The 17,203-nt window shown below is 72.7% G+C and carries 12 protein-coding genes and 1 tRNA gene; 6 read left to right on the top strand and 7 right to left on the bottom strand.

All coding sequences use genetic code 11. From position 1 onward, the window contains the following. Positions 1–8 precede the first annotated feature (8 nt). Both GD748_RS11110 and GD748_RS11105 read right to left on the bottom strand, forming a co-directional pair. On the bottom strand, positions 9–2,144 hold the full coding sequence (locus GD748_RS11110) for a DEAD/DEAH box helicase (RefSeq protein WP_152195274.1): 2,136 nt from the start codon (positions 2,142–2,144) through the stop codon (positions 9–11). Between the two features lie 277 nt (positions 2,145–2,421). Next, positions 2,422–4,089 (bottom strand): FAD-dependent oxidoreductase, encoded by a 1,668-nt coding sequence (locus GD748_RS11105; protein WP_152195273.1) that lies wholly within the window; start codon positions 4,087–4,089, stop codon positions 2,422–2,424. A 179-nt stretch (positions 4,090–4,268) separates the two neighbouring features. On the opposite strand from GD748_RS11105, the gene GD748_RS11100 reads away from it, so the two are divergent. Continuing rightward, positions 4,269–5,684 carry a two-component system sensor histidine kinase NtrB gene (locus GD748_RS11100; RefSeq protein WP_193312919.1) on the top strand — a complete coding sequence of 472 codons (1,416 nt, stop codon included), beginning with the start codon at positions 4,269–4,271 and terminating at the stop codon, positions 5,682–5,684. 137 nt (positions 5,685–5,821) lie between these two features. Here GD748_RS11100 and recQ read toward each other — a convergent pair whose 3' ends face one another. Further along, the gene (gene recQ, locus GD748_RS11095) at positions 5,822–7,657 is read right to left on the bottom strand and encodes a DNA helicase RecQ (protein WP_152195675.1); all 1,836 of its coding nucleotides are present in this window, start codon (positions 7,655–7,657) and stop codon (positions 5,822–5,824) included. A gap of 310 nt (positions 7,658–7,967) precedes the next feature. Here recQ and GD748_RS11090 point away from each other — a divergent pair, with 310 nt between their 5' ends. Beyond that, positions 7,968–8,735 (top strand): hypothetical protein, encoded by a 768-nt coding sequence (locus GD748_RS11090; RefSeq protein WP_152195271.1) that lies wholly within the window; start codon positions 7,968–7,970, stop codon positions 8,733–8,735. A gap of 234 nt (positions 8,736–8,969) precedes the next feature. Further along, positions 8,970–9,875, top strand: a complete 906-nt coding sequence (locus GD748_RS11085) for a hypothetical protein (RefSeq protein WP_152195270.1) — start codon at positions 8,970–8,972, stop codon at positions 9,873–9,875. Between the two features lie 28 nt (positions 9,876–9,903). Here GD748_RS11085 and GD748_RS11080 read toward each other — a convergent pair. After that, positions 9,904–9,977 (bottom strand) — tRNA-Pro (locus GD748_RS11080). Between the two features lie 181 nt (positions 9,978–10,158). Between GD748_RS11080 and GD748_RS11075 the strand changes: the two genes are divergently transcribed. Beyond that, positions 10,159–10,839, top strand: a complete 681-nt coding sequence (locus GD748_RS11075; protein WP_152195269.1) for an STM3941 family protein — start codon at positions 10,159–10,161, stop codon at positions 10,837–10,839. Between the two features lie 22 nt (positions 10,840–10,861). Further along, complete coding sequence (locus GD748_RS11070) at positions 10,862–11,128, top strand: zinc-ribbon domain-containing protein (RefSeq protein WP_152195268.1); 267 nt, start codon at positions 10,862–10,864, stop codon at positions 11,126–11,128. A 43-nt stretch (positions 11,129–11,171) separates the two neighbouring features. Here the strand turns inward: GD748_RS11070 and GD748_RS11065 are convergent, their stop codons facing one another. Then, positions 11,172–11,426: a hypothetical protein gene (locus GD748_RS11065; RefSeq protein WP_152195267.1), complete on the bottom strand. Its 255-nt coding sequence runs from the start codon at positions 11,424–11,426 to the stop codon at positions 11,172–11,174. A gap of 157 nt (positions 11,427–11,583) precedes the next feature. On the opposite strand from GD748_RS11065, the gene GD748_RS20205 reads away from it, so the two are divergent. Then, positions 11,584–14,529 carry a helix-turn-helix transcriptional regulator gene (locus GD748_RS20205; protein ID WP_152815541.1) on the top strand — a complete coding sequence of 982 codons (2,946 nt, stop codon included), beginning with the start codon at positions 11,584–11,586 and terminating at the stop codon, positions 14,527–14,529. Positions 14,530–14,603: 74 nt separating this feature from the next. On the opposite strand, the gene GD748_RS11055 is transcribed toward GD748_RS20205, so the two are convergent. Next, positions 14,604–15,647, bottom strand: coding sequence for a hypothetical protein (locus GD748_RS11055; RefSeq protein ID WP_152195265.1), 1,044 nt, complete (start codon positions 15,645–15,647; stop codon positions 14,604–14,606). Between the two features lie 2 nt (positions 15,648–15,649). Next, positions 15,650–17,203, bottom strand: coding sequence for a ribosome biogenesis GTPase Der (gene der / locus GD748_RS11050; RefSeq protein WP_152195264.1), 1,554 nt, complete (start codon positions 17,201–17,203; stop codon positions 15,650–15,652).

Below are 17,203 nucleotides of genomic sequence, written 5' to 3'. Positions count from 1 at the left end.
ACCCGCCGCTACGCGGTGACCGCCAGCTCCGTGAGCGCGTCGGTGATGAGCGCGACCAGCGCCTCCAGCTGCACGTCGCCCGAGGCGGAGATCTCCTCGTCCGAGCCGTCGAGCGCCCGGGCCGCGAGACCGGCCTTGCTGTCGATCAGCTCCGCGATCCGCGCGTCGAGGGTCTGCGCGGCGATGATCCGCCAGGCCGTGACCGGCTCCTTCTGGCCGATCCGGTGGATCCGGTCGATCGCCTGGGTCTGCTCCGCGTCCGTCCACGAGAGCTCGGCGAGCACCATGTTGGAGGCGGCCTGCAGGTTCAGCCCCACCCCGGCGGCGGTCAGCGAGCAGACGGCGACGGCGACGTCGGCGTCGTTCGTGAACGCGTCGATCGCCTTCTGCCGTGCCGTCGTCGACTGCTCGCCGCGGATCGACACGTACTGGATCCCGCGCCCGGCGAAGGTCTCCTCGGCGGCGTCCATGACGTCGACGTGCTTGGCGAACAGGACGACCTTGCCGACGCTGCGCACGAGCTGCGCCGCGTAGTCCGCCGCGGGGCCGGCCTTCGCCTGCCCGATGCGTCGCATCATGGAGAAGACGTTCTCCTCGGACTTCGCCGCGGTCTTGCCGGACAGCTCCGACCTGGCGATCTGGCGGACGAGCTCGTGGTCGATCCCCTCGGGGACGTCGGGGCCGCGGGCCTCGAGCGCCCGCTCGTACCGCGAGACCAGACGCCGGGTCAGCGCCTGCTCCGACGCGCGGATCGACCGGCCGGCGTCGTCGTCGAGCTCCACCGGCAGGTCCGCCACGCGGCGGGCCGGGATGTCGGCGGCGACGTCGATCTTGCGACGCCGGACGATCCCCTGCTCGATGACGGCGGAACGAGCCGCCGGGTAGAAGCCGCGGTCGGCCGGCGTCAGGCCGATCTCCTCGAGATCCTCCATGAGCGCGCCGAGCGGCTTCTTCTCGTCGATCCAGCCGAGGAACTGCCAGATGGCGCGGAAGTCCTCTATGTCGTTGATCAGCGGCGTGCCGGTGAGCGCCATGAGCAGCGGGCTGCCGGTGCGCAGGCGGATCTGCTCGGAGATCTGCAGGACGTGCTGCGAGCGCTGGGACTTCTTGTTCTTGATGTAGTGCGCCTCGTCGACGACCATGCCGCGGAACCCGAGGTCGCTGATCCAGCCGACGTGGCGGTCGAGGATCTCATAGTTGACGATGACGATGTCGGCGAAGGCGTCGACCGTGTCGCCGTCGCCGTGCACCACCGTCGCGCGGCGGTTCGGGGTCCACAGGCCGACCTCGCGCGCCCAGTTCATCTTGACCACGTTCGGCACGACGACGAGCAGCGGGTAGGCGTTCGCGGCCTGCGCGGCGAGCAGCGCCTGCGCCGTCTTGCCCAGCCCCGGCTCGTCCGCGAGCAGGAAGGTGCGGTGACCGGCTGCGGCCGCGGCGACCATCCGCGCCTGGTGCGGCATCAGCTCGAGGTCGGTCTGCGCGTGGAACGAGGACGGGGCCGGCAGGTCCATGCAGGACGAGGCCCCGCCGAGCTCGAACGACCGGAACAGCGGACCGAGCAGCTCCCAGCCGGCGAGCCGGCGCGGCTGGACCCGCCGCTTCTCCGCGGCCGAGTAGTCCGGCGCGAGGAACGGGTTGGCGAGCTGCCGCGACACGACCGACTGCGGCACGACCTGCCGCTGGGCGGGCGCGGCGGCGGCCGCCGGTTCCGGCTCCGGGGGCTCCTCGGGGGGCACCTCGATGCCGGCGTCCTCGAGGAGCTTGCGGCGCAGGTCGCGGGCCGCGTCGGAGGGCACGACGTCGGTGTCGAGCAGCCTGAGGAGGGAGGTGTCCCGGGCGGCGGTCTTGGCGAGGATGACGGCGATGCCGTCGAGGCGCTTGAGCTGCTCGGCGCGCCGGGCCTCGGTGATGGTCGTGTCCGCCTTCTGCCGGGAGCGCTCCTCGCGCACCAGCAGGGCGACGACCTGGAACCTGGTCCGGACCGACGGTGACACGCGGCCGCGCTGCACGGCCGCCTCGACCTCGCGCACGACCTTCGCGAGCACCGGGATGATGCCCTCCTCGTCGCGGTTGCGGGGCCGTCGTCCGTTCTCCGGAGCGGTCCGGCGCGCGCCCGACTGGCGCTGGGCTCCTCGAGCCACAGAGTCCTCCTCTTGTGTTTCCGACCGCACCCCCCGAGGGAGACGCGGACACAGCCCCGCGGACGGGGCGACAGGCCGGGTGGAGCGGCCGTGACGACCGCACCGGGGCTGAGCCGGCCTCGCGGACCTACGGATCGACGCGTCGGACTCGAACGGTCCCGCTTGCTACCCAGGAACGACCGACCCTCGAGGGCCGATCACCGAGCGGACGGGCCGCCGTCGGGGCGAGCCGATCCGTCGGTGCACGACCATGCTACCGCCTGTGCCGGTCTCCGCCTCACAGACCCGTCCCGGCCCGGTACTGCCAGACGGACATCACAGCCGTCGCGCCCTCGCCCACGGCTGTCGCCACCCGCTTGCCGGAGCCGAGTCGCACGTCCCCCGCGGCGAACACCCCCGGCACGTTCGTCTCCATGAGGTAGGGGTCCCGCTCCAGCGGCCAGCTGCGTCCCGCGCCCGCCCTACGGACCGTCGGCCCGCTGAGGACGAAGCCGCGGTCGTCGCGGGCGATACCGCCGTCGAGCCAGTCGGTGCGCGGCACCGCTCCGATGAGCACGAAGAGCGCGTTCGCCGGTTCGGTGGTGAGGTGCCCGTCAGCGGTGTCGCGCAGCACGATCTCCTCCAGGCGGTCCCGCCCGCGCACCTCCTCGACAGCCGTGCTGTAGCGGACCTCGATGTTCGGCGTCGCCGCGATGCGCTGGACGAGGTAGTGCGACATGCTCGCCGAGAGGTCGGCGCCCCGCACGAGGATCGTCACCCGCTCCGCGGCGGCGGCGAAGTGGAGGGCCGCCTGTCCGGCCGAGTTGGCGGCCCCGACGAGGTGGACCACCTCCCCCCGCACGGACGACGTCTCGGAGACGGCGGCGCCGTAGTAGACCCCACGCCCGGTCAGCCGGTCCGCCCCCGGCACGTCCAGCCGCCGGTAGTCGACCCCGGTGGCGACGACGACCGAGTGCGCCCGCAGCTCGGTGCCGTTGCCGAGCGAGACACCGATGACGCCGGCGTGGCCGTCGATCGCCACCACCTCGTCCGTGAGCAGGAACTCCGCGCCGAAGCGCCGGGCCTGCGCCGTCGCACGCCTGGCGAGGTCGGCACCGGAGAGCCCGCTCGGGAAGCCGAGGTAGTTCTCGATGCGCGAGCTCTGCCCCGCCTGCCCGCCGGCGGCGTCGCGCTCGATGATCAGCGTGCGCAGGCCCTCCGACGCCCCGTAGACCGCCGCCGCGAGGCCGGCCGGACCGGCGCCGACCACGATGAGGTCGTACAGCGGCACCTCGGCGCGGCCGCGCAGCGACGCCTTCTCGGCGACCTCCTGGGTCGTCGGGCGCTCGAGGACCGCGCCGTCGGGGAACAGCAGGAGCGGGAAGTCGCGGTCGGCGCCGCCGGTGAGCCGGAGCAGCTCGGGGGCCTCGGCGTCGGAGTCGAGGTCGATCCACCGGTACGGGACCAGGTTGCGCGCGAGGAACTCCCGGACGGCGTGCGACTCCTGCGACCACCGGTGACCGATGACCCGGATGCCGCGGTACTCCGGGGGGTGGTCGGCGAGCCAGTCGTCCAGCATCTCGTCGAGCATGGGGAACAGCCGCTGCTCGGGCGGGTCCCAGGGCTTGACCAGGTAGTGGTCCAGCCGTACCTCGTTGATCGCCGTGATGGCGGCGTCGGTGTCCGCGTACGCGGTGAGCAGGGCCCGCTTCGCCTCGGGGAAGAGACGCCTCGCCGCGGTGAGCAGCTCGAGGCCGGACATGCCTGGCATGCGCTGGTCGACGAGCATGAGGGCGACGGTCTCGTCGGCGACCCGCAGGCGCTCGAGCACGTCCAGGGCCCGCTGCCCCGACTCGGCGCGGATCACCCGGAAGTGCTCACCGAAACCGTGCCGGACGTCCCGTGCGATCGCCTGGAGCACCTGCGTGTCGTCGTCGACCGTCAGGATGATCGGCTTCGTGGCCACGTCGCTCTCCTATCGAACCGGTGCCACGGCTGCCACGTCCCCACGTCGGGACGGGCGGGTACACACGGCGGGCGCACTTTCCACGACCTGCCCGGGATCTGGTGCCACACTACAGGGACGGACCTCCGCTCAACCCCTGTTCTGCACAGGCTTCGGCCCAGCCAAGGATGGAGTCCCTGATGGTCGAGAAGGACCCGGCCGACCTGCGCCTGCTGGAGAGCGAGCAGCGCTACCAGGCGGTGATCGAGAACGCCTCGGACATGATTCAGAGCGTGCGACCGGACGGCACCTTCGAGTTCGTCAACCGTTCGTGGGCAGACACGTTGGGCTACACGGCCGACGACGTCGCCGGCATGACGGTGTGGGACATCATCCACCCCGACTCCCTCGACCACTGCCGCGTCGAGTTCAGCAAGGCCATCGGCGGACAGCCGCTGGAGTACTTCACCGCCACGTTCGTCACCAAGGACGGCCGCGCCGTGCCGGTCGAGGGCAACGCGACCTCCCGGCTGGTCGGTGACGAGGTGGTCGCGACGCACACCTTCATCCGTGACATCACCGAGCGGCTGCACGCGCAGGAGCTGGAGGAGCGCAACGCCCGCCTCGAGCGCGACGAGCGGGCGATGTACCTCGAGAAGATGGCGGCCCTCGGCAAGCTCGCGGCCGGTCTTGCCCACGAGCTGAACAACCCGGCCGCCGCGGTGCAGCGCGCCAACGCGGGTCTGCGGGAGACCATCGAGCGTCGGGACCGCACGCTGCAGCGTCTCACCGACGCCGGCCTGACCGCCGAGGGCTGGCGGCTCCTGACGGAGGTCCTCGACGAGGTGCAGGCGTCGGCGGCGGCGGGGCCGGCGGACCCGGTGGCCGTGGGCGAGGCCGAGGAGGCGATCGAGTCCTGGCTCGAGTCCCGCGGCGTGGACCGGGCGTGGGAGCACGCCGCGACGCTCTCGGAGGCAGGCTTCGCCGTCGCCGACCTCGAGCGGATCGCGGCCTGCGTCCCCGCCCCGGTGCTCGCGGACGCGATTGACTGGACCTCCGGCACGCTTGCCCTGAACGAGTCGGCCGAGACCATCGCCCAGGGCACCCGGCGCATCGACGAGCTCGTGCAGGCCATCAAGGGCTACTCGCACATGGACCGTGCCACCGAGCGCGACACGGACATCCACGACGGCCTGGACCAGACCCTGGTGATCCTCGCGCACCGCCTGAAGGACGTCGACGTGGCGAAGCGGTACGACCGTTCGCTGCCGCCGCTGCGGGTGTACGGCAACACCCTCAACCAGGTGTGGACGAACATCCTCGACAACGCGATCGACGCCGTCGGGGGCAAGGGCCGGATCGCCATCACCACCCGGTCGGAGGACGGGCGCGCCGTCGTCGAGATCGAGGACGACGGCGTCGGGATCCCGGCCGAGTCGCTCAGGCGGATCTTCGAGCCGTTCTTCACGTCCAAGCCGCAGGGCCAGGGCACCGGTCTCGGCCTCGACGTCGCCTGGCGCATCGTCACGAAGGAGCACGCGGGCACGATCTCGGCGGAGTCCGAGCCCGGGCGCACGGTCTTCCGGGTGAGCCTGCCGATCGCACCCCCAGCCTGACGCCGGTCGGCCGCGCACCCTCGAGAGACCGGCGTCGGCCGCACGTCGTCGGCTCGCCGTCGTCGGCTCGATGTCGACGGCGGCGTTGGCTCACCAGCGATCCCGGTCCGGTCCAGCCACCGGAAGATCGCCGGCCCTCAGCCGGTGGCGCCGACCACGTCGAGGACGGCGGCGCCGTAGCGCTCCAGCTTGGCGTCTCCGACGCCGGCGACGCCGCGCAGCTGGGCCTGTGTCGCGGGCCGGGTCTGGGCGATGCCGGCGAGGGTGGCGTCGTTGAAGACGACGTAGGCGGGCACCCCCTGCTCCTTCGCGACGCCGGCCCGCCAGGCGCGCAGCTGCTGGAAGAGCTCCTGCTGCGGCTCGTCCAGCTCGGCCCGGGCGGACCCCTTGGCACGCGCCCGGCGCGGGGCGCGGGTGCGCTCGGTCTCCCGGCGCAGCAGCACCTCGCGGCGGCCCCCGAGCACCTCGCCGGCGGCGGGGGTGAGGGCGAGCACGCCGTACTCGCCCTGGACCTCGAGGAGCCCCTGCGCGAGCAGCTGACGCACGACGCCGCGCCACTCCTGGTCGCCGAGCTCGGTGCCGATGCCGAAGGTCGTCAGCTCGGTGTGCCGGAGCTTCACCGTCCGCTCGGTCTCCCGGCCGAGCAGGATGTCCACCAGGTGCCCGGCGCCGAACTGCTGGCCGCGCTCGCGCTGCAGCCGCACGATGGTCGACATGAGCTTCTGGGCGGGGACCGTGCCGTCGAAGGCCTCGGGCGGGGCGAGGCAGGTGTCGCAGTTGCCGCACGGCTCGCTCGCCTGCCCGAAGTAGCCGAGCAGCTGCTGCCGGCGGCACCGGACCGTCTCGCACAGCGCGAGCATCGCGTCGAGGTGGAGGGTCTGCGCTCGCTTGCGCTGGGCGTCCCCCTCGCCGTCGGCGATCATCCGCCGCTGCTGGACGACGTCCTGCAGGCCGTAGGCGAGCCACGCCGTCGACGGCAGGCCGTCCCGGCCGGCGCGACCGGTCTCCTGGTAGTAGCCCTCGATGCTCTTGGGCAGGTCGAGGTGGGCGACGAAGCGGACGTCGGGCTTGTCGATGCCCATGCCGAAGGCGATGGTGGCGACCATGACGACGCCGTCCTCGCGCAGGAAGCGTGCCTGGTTGCGGGAGCGGGTCTCGGCGGGCAGACCCGCGTGGTACGGCAGTGCGGTGATGCCCCTGCCGGCGAGCCACTCGGCGGTCCGCTCGACGGAGGCGCGGCTGAGGCAGTAGACGATGCCGGCCTCGCCGGGGTGCTCGGCGTCGATGATCTGCAGGAGCTGCCCCTTGGCGTCCTGCTTGGGCGCGATGCGGTACTGGATGTTCGGCCGGTCGAAGCTGGAGACGAAGACGCGTGCGTCGTCGAGGTCGAGGTTGCGGACGATCTCCTCACGGGTCCCCTCGGTGGCCGTCGCGGTGAGTGCGATGCGCGGGACGTCGGGCCAGCGCTCGTGGAGCATCGAGAGCCTGAGGTAGTCGGGCCGGAAGTCGTGGCCCCACTGGGCCACGCAGTGGGCCTCGTCGATGGCGAACAGCGCGACGCGGGCCCGGTCGAGGAGGCCGGCGGCGGCGGGCAGGCGCTCGGGGGCGATGTAGAGGAGGTCGAGCTCGCCGTCGAGGAGCTGTCGCTCCACGGTGCGTCGCTCGTCGACCGACTGCGTCGAGTTGAGGTAGGCCGCGCGCACGCCCAGCTGCTCGAGGGCGTCGACCTGGTCGTGCATCAGCGCGATGAGCGGGCTGATGACGACGCCGGTGCCCTCCCGGACCAGCGCCGGGATCTGGTAGCACAGGCTCTTGCCGCCGCCGGTCGGCATGAGGACCAGGGCGTCCCCGCCGCGGGAGACGGTCTCGATGATCTCGGCCTGCTCGCCGCGGAAGGCGTCGTAGCCCCACACGCTGGTGAGCGCCTCGAGCGGTGACGAGGCCGACGCGCGAGCCGCGGCGGCGGCCTGCAGCGGCGCGGCGCCGCCAGGGTCGACGGCGACGGCCTCGGCGACCTCGTGGTCGTGCAGGTCCCACTCGCTCAGCTCGTCCGGAGGCGGTTCGTCCCAGTCGGGCGGCGGGGTCCACGTGTCAGTCACCTCACCAGCCTACGTGCGAGCGGCTCGCGCGGGATCGGCCGCGGCATGACGGCGAGGCACCAGGATCCTGAGACGCGGCCGGCCCTCCGGGCGGAGAATCGAGCGTGTCGCCGTATGCCGTTCGCGGGGGGACGCCATGGTCGGTATCGGAGTGCGGAGCTTGCGGGTCTCGGATCCCGCCGACGTGACCGCCGCAGCCACCGCCCTCGCCCACGGTGCCTTCGTCGTCCACGCGTTCGCCAACGTCTATGCGTTCACGACGCGCGGCGACGCTCCGAGCGTGCGCGCGGCGAACCTGTTCAAGGGTCGCCCGACGGCGCAGGTAGGAAGCGTGACGACGGCGCCGGCCCGGCTGAGCGGGCTGTTCGACCTGGGCCGACTGGGCGGAGGACTCCGCGCCGCCGACGTGCTGGGCCTCATCGACGAGTTCCTGTGTCTCGGTCCGGTGGGCTTCCGCGGCCCAGCAGCCGAGCACCTCCCCGACCACCTGACCGTCCGGGACGCTGCAGGTGATCGGTGGGTGCAGGCGATCGTCCCGGGATACCGGTGCCCCTCGAACGCCTTCCTCGCACAGTGCCTGCACCTGTGCGGCACCGATCACCTCCACATCACCTCGGCGAACCCGTCGCACCATGCGACCGGCGCACCGGAAGAGCCAGCGCACTACCGTGCCGCTGAGATCAGGGCCGCCTTCGCCGACGAGCCGCGCCTGGTGGTGCTCGAGCACGCCGACGAGGAGGCGGCGCTGCGCGCCTATCCAAGACATGCGCCGATGTCGGTCACGGTCCTCGGCATCGGGACGCACCAGGCCGGAACCTCGCGCCCGACGGTGGTCCTCGAGCGGCTCGGCTCTCTTCCGCTCGACGAGGTGCGCGCGGTCACGCGGCGTCTGGGCATCGACCTGAAGGTCGCGCCGGGCGGCCGCAGGCGCCAGCAGCAGCGTCACTACTGAAGCCGTGAACGGCCCGACCCGCACGGAGCGCGCTGCGGCACCGGCCGGCACGGCGTCGAGCCGGAGGCAGTCCGCGGCACCGGGACCGGCGCACGCGAGGTCGGGGTGGCGTCCTCGACAACGCACGCGAGGTCGGGGCCGCGTCCTCGACAAGCCGCATCAGGTGTCCCGTTTGCCGGCGCGACGTCGCTGCAGCGGGCACGATGTGAGTTCCTCCACCTCGAAGGAGCGACGATGGTCACCGGTGCCCCTTCGCTCACCAGGCGCGCTGCGGGGGCCCGCGCGCTCGCCGACGTGGTCATCGTGGTTCTGCGCGTCGTGGCCGTGCTGCTGCTGGTGGTCTCGGCCGTGGCCGGCTCTCAGGCGGCATGGTCCCGTTGGGCGGTGTGCTTCGTCGGTGGCGATCCGCCGGTGGACGGACTGCCCGCGGACCGGGCGGCGGACTGGTGTCTCTACCTGCAGGACCACCTGTACGACTACACCCTGCCGTCGGACCCGTGGGTGCCGATCGCCGACGCGGCGCAGCGGGAGGGGGTTAGTCTGCTGGCACTGGGTGCGGTGGTCGTGCTCGTCTCCCTCACGGTGGTGGACCGCTGGTACATCTGGCTGCTCACCGTGGCCGCCGGCGGAGCTCTCGGCACCATGTGGGTGGTGACCGGGTTGTCGACGCTGCTCAGCGGGCAGGCCGGCGAGCCGGTCGAGGCAGACCTCACGGTCCCCCTGGCGCCGCTGATCTGGCTCATGCCGTGGGTCACTATCGGCCTTGCCGTTCTTGCCCGGCGGCGCGGCGAGGCTGACGCCGCGGTCCGGAAGCCGGGCACGGCGCGTGACGGGCGGCAGCTCGCGGTGTTCTGGGCGGCGATGACGGCGACCCAGCCCTTCCCCGAGTACTTCATCACGCTGATGATGTGGCCGTCCCACGACTCCTCGCCGCTGGAGGGGTTCTTCCGGTGCACGGCCGTCACCGTCGCGGCGGCGGCCGTGGCGCTGACGTTGATCTCACCGGAAGGTCGATCGAGGCTGCTACCGCCTCCGCTCAGGTGGGTGGGGCGGGTGACCATGAGGGGTCTGGCGACCGTGTCCGACCGTCTGAGGCGCGCAGACACCGGGCCGGACCCGAGCATGACGAAGCCGTGGTGAGATTCGCTGTCTCACCACGGCTCTTGTGTCGGGCTGACAGGATTTGAACCTGCGACCCCCTGACCCCCAGTCAGGTGCGCTACCAAGCTGCGCCACAGCCCGTCGCCGTCCAGCACAGGCCGATCGGGACTGGACGATGCTACCCCAGCGGCGGGACCGTCTCCGAATCCGTCGCGCAGCGCGTCAGTGTGACCCTTGCGACAGATCCCACGGCCGGCCCTTCGGCCGAGGTCCGCCGCTGGGCCGATACCGTCACCCCGGGATGCGACGAAACGGGAGGAACGTGTCTGATACAGAGCTCTGGGAGTCCGAGCTGGCCGGCACCGGTCAGGTGCGGCTGCGCACGAACCACGGCAAGAACGTCCTCGCGCTGCTGGGCTGCCTGGCCTTCGCCGTCGTGGGGCTGGCCCTCATCGGTGCGGACTCCTCGGTGGTCCGGACCATCGTCGGGTACGCCGCGGTGGTCTTCTTCGGCGTCATCGGGATTCCGGCATTGGTCGTGCAGCTCTTCCGCCCTCGCGACGTCGTCGTCACGCCTACCGAGGTACGGCTGAGGAACGCCACGGTCCCGTGGAACCAGGTGCTCCGTGTGGAGTACGGCGCGATCAGCGGCCAGACGTTCGCCGTCCTGCGCCTGACCGACGAGGGCGCCGTCGCCGTCCAGCAGCAGTACGGCCCGCTCACCCGGCTCCTCGACAGGGCCAACAGCAGGCTCACCCAGGGACCGTCCGTCGCGCTGCCTGCCCAGCTCAAGGCTGACAGGCGTGAGCTGACCGTGTGGCTCGTGTCGGTCCACCAGCGGGCGCTCGCGCAGGTCTGGCATGCCGTCGGTCAGCAAACCTCCAGCGGCCCCGAGTCACCGGCGGCACCCGGTCCGTCAGCCCCGCCGACCGACGGGCCGGGCGACGAGGGCACGGACTCCGTGGACCACACCCGGTTCATGCCCGGCCCGCCGGCGTCCTGACCGAACTCCGTAGGCTGGTCGGATGATCATCCTGTTCGGGCTCAAGCCCTACACGACGCTGCTCGCGACACCCACGCTGGTCTGCCCGCAGTGCCACAACCCGGCAGCGCACCGCCTTGTCCGGATGGTCAACAAGTTCACGCTGTTCTTCGTCCCGCTCTTCGCCGTGTCGACCAAGCACACGATCGACTGCACCTTCTGCGGTCTGCGGCGCACGCCGAGCCGGGGTGAGGCGGAGGGGCTGCGGAGGTACGCCGAGGCGCAGCAAGCACCCTCCCCGCAGCCTTGAGGTCCGGATGGACGCAGCCGAATCAGCCTGACGACGCGGCGGGTCAGCGCGACATCGTCGTGATCGCTGCTCCTTGGGGCACGTAGGACGGCGCACTGACACCGCCACCGGTGTAGTTGTCGCACCGCATGTACTGGTCATCGAGCCGAGTGAGCGGGCACGGCCGCTCGACGCCGGTGAGGTCGCCGAGCGAGGCGTCGTCGGGGCTCGCCATGGCCGCCGGCGCCAGTGCCAGCGCCGTCATGCCTGCCAGTGCGACCGCCGCGAGGCGGCGGGCGAGGTTCTTGCGCGGATTCATGATGAGCACCTCCAACAGGTTCTGATGGGTTCACCCTCCGGCCGCGTACCCCTTAGTCACATCAGGTGCCCACCCTCAGATTTCGCTTCCCCGCAACGCAGGCGCCCGAGCCTCTTATGCACTTCTCCCTCAGGAGTCGCGGTGTCACACTCGACGGGTGGACGACGGGGTCCCCCCACGGTCCCTGCTTGCCGGGCGTGAGGCCGAGCTCGGCCGCCTTCTCCGAGTGATAGAGGAAGCGGTCGCGGGCCACTTCGCGATGTCGCTCCTCCCTGGCGAGCCGGGCGTGGGCAAGACCTCGCTGGTCGGCGAGATCTGCGCCCGGACGGCCGAGAGGACGGACCAGCTCTTCGGGGCCTGCCTGCCCTTGAGCTCCCTCTCCCTCCCGTTCCTCCCCCTTCGGGCTGCGCTGCGGGCGTGGCAGAACGCGCACGGCGAACCTGGACCGGCCCTCTCCCGGAGCGACTACGACCGCCTGCCCGAGGTCTTCGAGGAGTGGCTGGACAGCCGGACCGCCGAGCGCGCCGTCCTGCTCGTGATCGACGACCTGCACTGGGCAGACCAGTCCACCCTGGACGTGCTGACCTACCTCCTCGCGGGCCGGGCCGACCGGCACCTCGCCATCCTCCTCACCGTCCGGTCCACGGAGGTGACCGAGGGACACCGGCTGCACCGGTGGCTCGCCGACGCCGCCCGCATGCCGGGGTTCACCACGATCCCGCTGAGGCCGCTCGACCGGACAGCCACGTCCGAGCAGATCGCAAACCTCCTCGGTGGCCCGGCACGGGAGTCGCTGGTGGATGACGTCTTCGCCCACACCCATGGCAACCCGTACCTCAACCGGCTCCTGCTCGACGGTCTCCCGCCAGACGCTGCCAAGCTTCCCAAGGAGCTCCCCGCAACCCTCCGGGAGGCGCTGCTGCGTTCCTGGCACGGCCTGTCGAGCGGGGCACGCACACTCACCCGGCTCATCGCGGTCGGCGGGCACCCCGTCGACACGGACGAGCTCGTTGCGGTCGCAGGCACGCTCGGCCTGTCGCTGCCTGTCGTCGACCTGCTCCACGAGGCCCTCCGCGGCGGGGTCCTGGAGATGGACGCGTCTGGCCCGTACTGGTTCCACCACCCGCTGCAGGCCGAGGTCCTCGAGGCCGTCACCCCGCCGTACGAGCGCCAGCTGTGGCACCGTGCCCACGCGCGCCGGCTGGCGGGCCGCACGACCCCGGAGGCTCGCACCGTCTCCCAGCTCGTGGCGCTGGCCGACCACCACGCCCGGGCGGGCGACCTCGACGAGGCCTACCGGGCCGCGCTGGTCGCTGCCACGGCCGTGGGCGAGGTCTCCGGACGGTCCGAGCAGCTCCGCCTGCTGCGCCGGGCGATCGCCCTGCGGGTCTCCGTGGACGCACCGGAGTCCCGGGTAGAGCTGCTGCGGACAGCCCGTGCCGCGGCAGAGCGGTCGGGCGACCACGAGGCAGAGCTCTCGCTGGTCGAGGACCTCCTGGCCGAGCTGTCCCACGCCGACGCCCTCGCGGTCTCCGAGCTGCTCCTGCGACGGATGCTCCTGCGGCACGCGACCGGGCGCGGCTTCCGGGAGATCGACGACGTCGCCGAGGCGGTACGCATCACGGCCGACCGCCCCGACAGCTGGCAGCACCTCAGGTCGCTCGCCGACCTCGCCGGGAACGAGCTCTGGCACGGTGTTCCCGGCGCGGCCGACCGTGCGCGGCTCGTGCTGCAGCTGGCACGAGCTTCCGGAGACTCCCGAGCCCTCGGCCCGGCGCTCGTGGCCGCCTCGATGGCGTGGACCCTGCAGGACCGGCCGGGTGGCGCCGATCTCGCGGACGAGGCGGTCGCCGCAGCACGCACGGCCGGCGACCTGTACACCTACACCAGCGCCACCGCCTGGGTGACGAACGCACTCCTGCTGGACTCCCCCGACCGCGCGCTCGACTACTTCGAACGGCGCCGTCGCGAGCTGAGCTCCTCGGGAGCCCCGCACACCTACGTCGGGCTCCTCAGCGCCTGGGAGGCGGACCTGAGCCTGGAGCTCGGCCGGGCGGAGCAGTGCGACGCCCTGCTCCGGGTGGCGCTCGGCACGAGCACATCGCCGATGACGGAGGTCAACGCCAGGCTGACGGCAGCGCGGCTCGCCGCGCTGCAGGGCCGCCCGGCGGAGGGCCGCGCCCATCTGCACCGTGCCGAGGAGATCTTCGCCGAGCAGTCCAGGTTCCTGGCGCTGCCGTTCGACGAGGTACGGGCACTGGTCGCGCTCGCGGAGAGCGACCCCGAGCGCGCCCTGCGAGCCGCCCGCGACGGCTTGGACACCGGCGAGGGTGATCGGGACCGACTCAGGTCCCTGCTCCCGTTGGCCGCCCGGGCGGTCGCCGACCTGGCCGAGTCCCGCACCGACAGCCACGAGCTCGGCCTACTACGCAGCGAGCTGACCACGATGAAGTCGCAGCACGCCGAGCCGCTCGCGTGGCCCAGGACGGGGACCGCGCACGAGGCCGTCAAGACACGTGCCACGCTCTCGCTCTTCCGGGCCGAGAGCCTCCGGTCCGGTCTCGGTGCCGTCCCACCCGAGGGCACCGATCACACAGCCGTCCGTGAGGCGTGGGTACAGGCCACCGAGGGGTGCCGTGCCGCCATGATGCCGTGGGCGGAGGCCTATGCGTCCGTCCGGGCGGCCGAGTCCTTCCTCGGCCACCGCTCGGGGCGACGGGGCGGCGCATCGCTCCTGCGCCGCGCGTATGCCCTCGCGACCGAGCTCGGCGCCGAGCCGCTGCTCGCGGACCTCGAAGCGCTGGCACGCAGCGCCCGGCTGCCGCTGGCTCCGCCCGGCGGCTCGTCGCCCGGCGACCAGCCGCCGGGACCGGAGGAGACCATCACGACGTCGGGGCTGCCCCACCTCACCCCGCGCGAGCGGGAGGTGCTGGCGCAGGTGGTGGCGGGCCGCACCTATGCCGAGATCGCACAGGCGCTCTTCATCAGCGAGAAGACCGTGAGCGTGCACGTCTCCAACCTGCTCCGCAAGACCGGCACCGCGAGCCGGGTCGAGCTGGCAAGCGTGGCGCGACGTCGCGCGGGCCGGCCGGCGACGACCTGAGCGAGCGTCACGCCGCCCGTGGGCGACGACCTGAGCGAGCGTCACGCGGCCCGGCCGGCGACGAGCTGACCGCGTCAGACCTCGGCCTCGTGCAGCCGCTCGAGCCGTAGCTTCTCCACGCCGATGACCCCCAGGGCCGCCAGCGCCAGGAACAGGCCGAGCGTCGCCGGCCACGGGGCGATCCGGAACAGCGCCACCTGGGTGAGGAGCAGGTTCACCAGCACCGCCCGGCGCAGCCACTGGAAGGCCCGGAAGCGGTCGCTGCCGAGCAGCGTCCACCCGCGCACGGCGGCCACCAGGGACAGCGCCACCGTCAGCAGCGCCCCCACGAGCGCCCACGCCGGCTCGCCGCGCTCCCCCGGCTCCCAGCTGAGCGCGACGGTGGCGAGGGTGCCGACCAGGACGACGACGAGCAGCACTGCAGTCGTGCGCGTCGCCCACCGCCGGGTGACGATGGTGCGCAGCAGGCCGCGGATGCGCCGGCCGGCGAGGTCGAGCGGGTCGGGCGCCTCGGCGTCGTCGTCGGGGATCACCCGCAGCAGCGCCGCGGTCTGGTCGGCCCCGGGCGCGCGCCCGCCCTTGGCGAGCAGCTCCTCGGCCACCGCCCGGCGCTCGGCACTCAGCCCGCCGGCCAGCCCGGCGACGGCGTGGTCGGCCGCCGCGGCGAGGTGCTCCGTGGGGTGGTGGGCACGCCGGCCGTGCAGGGTGTCGGCGGCGATCATCACCACGACCAGCGTGACGTACATGATCATCGGTGCGGGCCGGAAGAAGTAGTCGTTGTCCTGCGTGAGGAACTTGCCGACCTCGTCGATGAACAGGCCGAAGCCGATGCCACCGACGAACGCGACGAGCGGCCGCACCACCGGGCCGGCGAAGGACACCGCCAGCACCACCGCGACGCCCAGCAGCAGCCCGCCCCACAGCACGTGGGCCACGTGGAGGCTGTCGCCCCCGATCTGCGGGAAGCCTGACAGCTGGAGGATGCCGCGGGTCACCGCGATGGTGAGCACGGTGGTGACCGCGAAGCCGAGCACGTGCTCCGACGCCCGCGGGTCGCGCGGCAGCCCCCAGCGCAGCAGCCGGTGCGGCCGCTCCGCGGGAGACCGGACCGGTGCCACCCTCAGCGCCGCCGCTTCTCCCGGACCCGCACGCTGATCTCGATCGGGCTGCCCTCGAAGCCGAAGTGCTCGCGCAGCCGGTTCTCGATGAAGCGGCGGTAGCCGGCCTCGATGAAGCCGGTGGCGAAGATGACGAACCGCGGCGGCCGGTTGGACGGCTGCGTCGCGAACAGGATCCGCGGCTGCTTCCCGCCGCGCACCGGGTGGGGGTGCGCGGCGGTGAGCTCGCCGAGGAACGCGTTGAGGCGTCCGGTGGGGATGCGCGTGTCCCAGGAGTCCAGCGCCGTCTCCAGCGCCTTGACGAGGCGGTTGGTGTGCCAGCCGGTCCTCGCGGAGACGTTGATGCGCGGCGCCCACTGGACCTGCACCAGGTCGAGCTCGATCTCCCGCTCGAGGAACGGGCGGCGGTCCTCGTCCATGAGGTCCCACTTGTTGTACGCCACCACCAGCGCCCGGCCGGAGTCGATGACCTGCTGGATGACCCGGGTGTCCTGCTCGGTCATCGGCACGGACGCGTCGACGAGGACGACGGCGACCTCGGCCTTCTCCAGAGCCGCCTGGGTCCGCAGCGAGGCGTAGAAGTCCGCGCCGGAGGTCTGGTGCACCCGCCGGCGGATGCCGGCGGTGTCGACGAACCACCACGGCCTGTCGCCGAGCACGATGAGCTCGTCGACCGGGTCACGGGTCGTGCCGGCGGTCTCGTGCACCACCACGCGCTCGGCGCCGGCGAGGGAGTTCAGCAGCGAGGACTTGCCCACGTTGGGCCGTCCCACGAGGGCCACCCGCCGCGGGCCGCCCTCGGGGATCCTGCCGGCGACGGCGGAGACCCGGGGCAGCACGGCCATCGCGGCGTCGAGGACGTCGCCCGAGCCGCGGCCGTGCAGGGCGGAGACCGGGTAGGGCTCGCCGAGCCCCAGCGACCAGAGCAGGGAGGCGTCGGCCTCCTGCACCGGTGAGTCGACCTTGTTGGCCACCAGGACCACCGGCTTGCCCGAGCGGCGCAGCAGCCGCACCACCTGCTCGTCGGTGTCGGTGGGTCCCACGGTGGCGTCGACGACGAACATCACCGCGTCGGCCATGGCGATGGCGACCTCGGCCTGCTGCGCCACCGAGGCGTCGATGCCCGCGACGTCGGTCTCCCAGCCGCCGGTGTCCACGAGGGTGAAGCGGCGCCCCGCCCACTCGGCCGGGTAGCTGACGCGGTCGCGGGTCACGCCCGGGGTGTCCTGGACGACCGCCTCGCGACGGCCGAGCACGCGGTTGACGAAGGTCGACTTGCCCACGTTGGGGCGGCCGACGACGGCCAGGACCGGCAGCCCGGACGGGCCGCGCTCCTCGGTCTCGCCCTCGGCCTCCTCCAGGACGGCGAGGTCCTCGTCCTCCAGGACGTAGTCGGCCAGGCCCGCCCGCAACGCCTCGGCGCGGCGTTCCTCCTCGACCGGGTCGGCCGTGCGGTGCTCGGGGCTGCGCAGGGCCTCCGCCCGTGCGTCGTTCTCCTCGGCGGGGGCGTCCAGGTCCGTCTCGGCCGCGGGCTCGCGCGCTGGGTCGGTGCTCAT

The sequence above is a fragment of the Georgenia subflava genome, assembly GCF_009193155.1.
Taxonomy (GTDB): Bacteria; Actinomycetota; Actinomycetes; order Actinomycetales; family Actinomycetaceae; genus Georgenia; species Georgenia subflava.
This window is presented reverse-complemented; position numbering and strand designations above follow the sequence as displayed.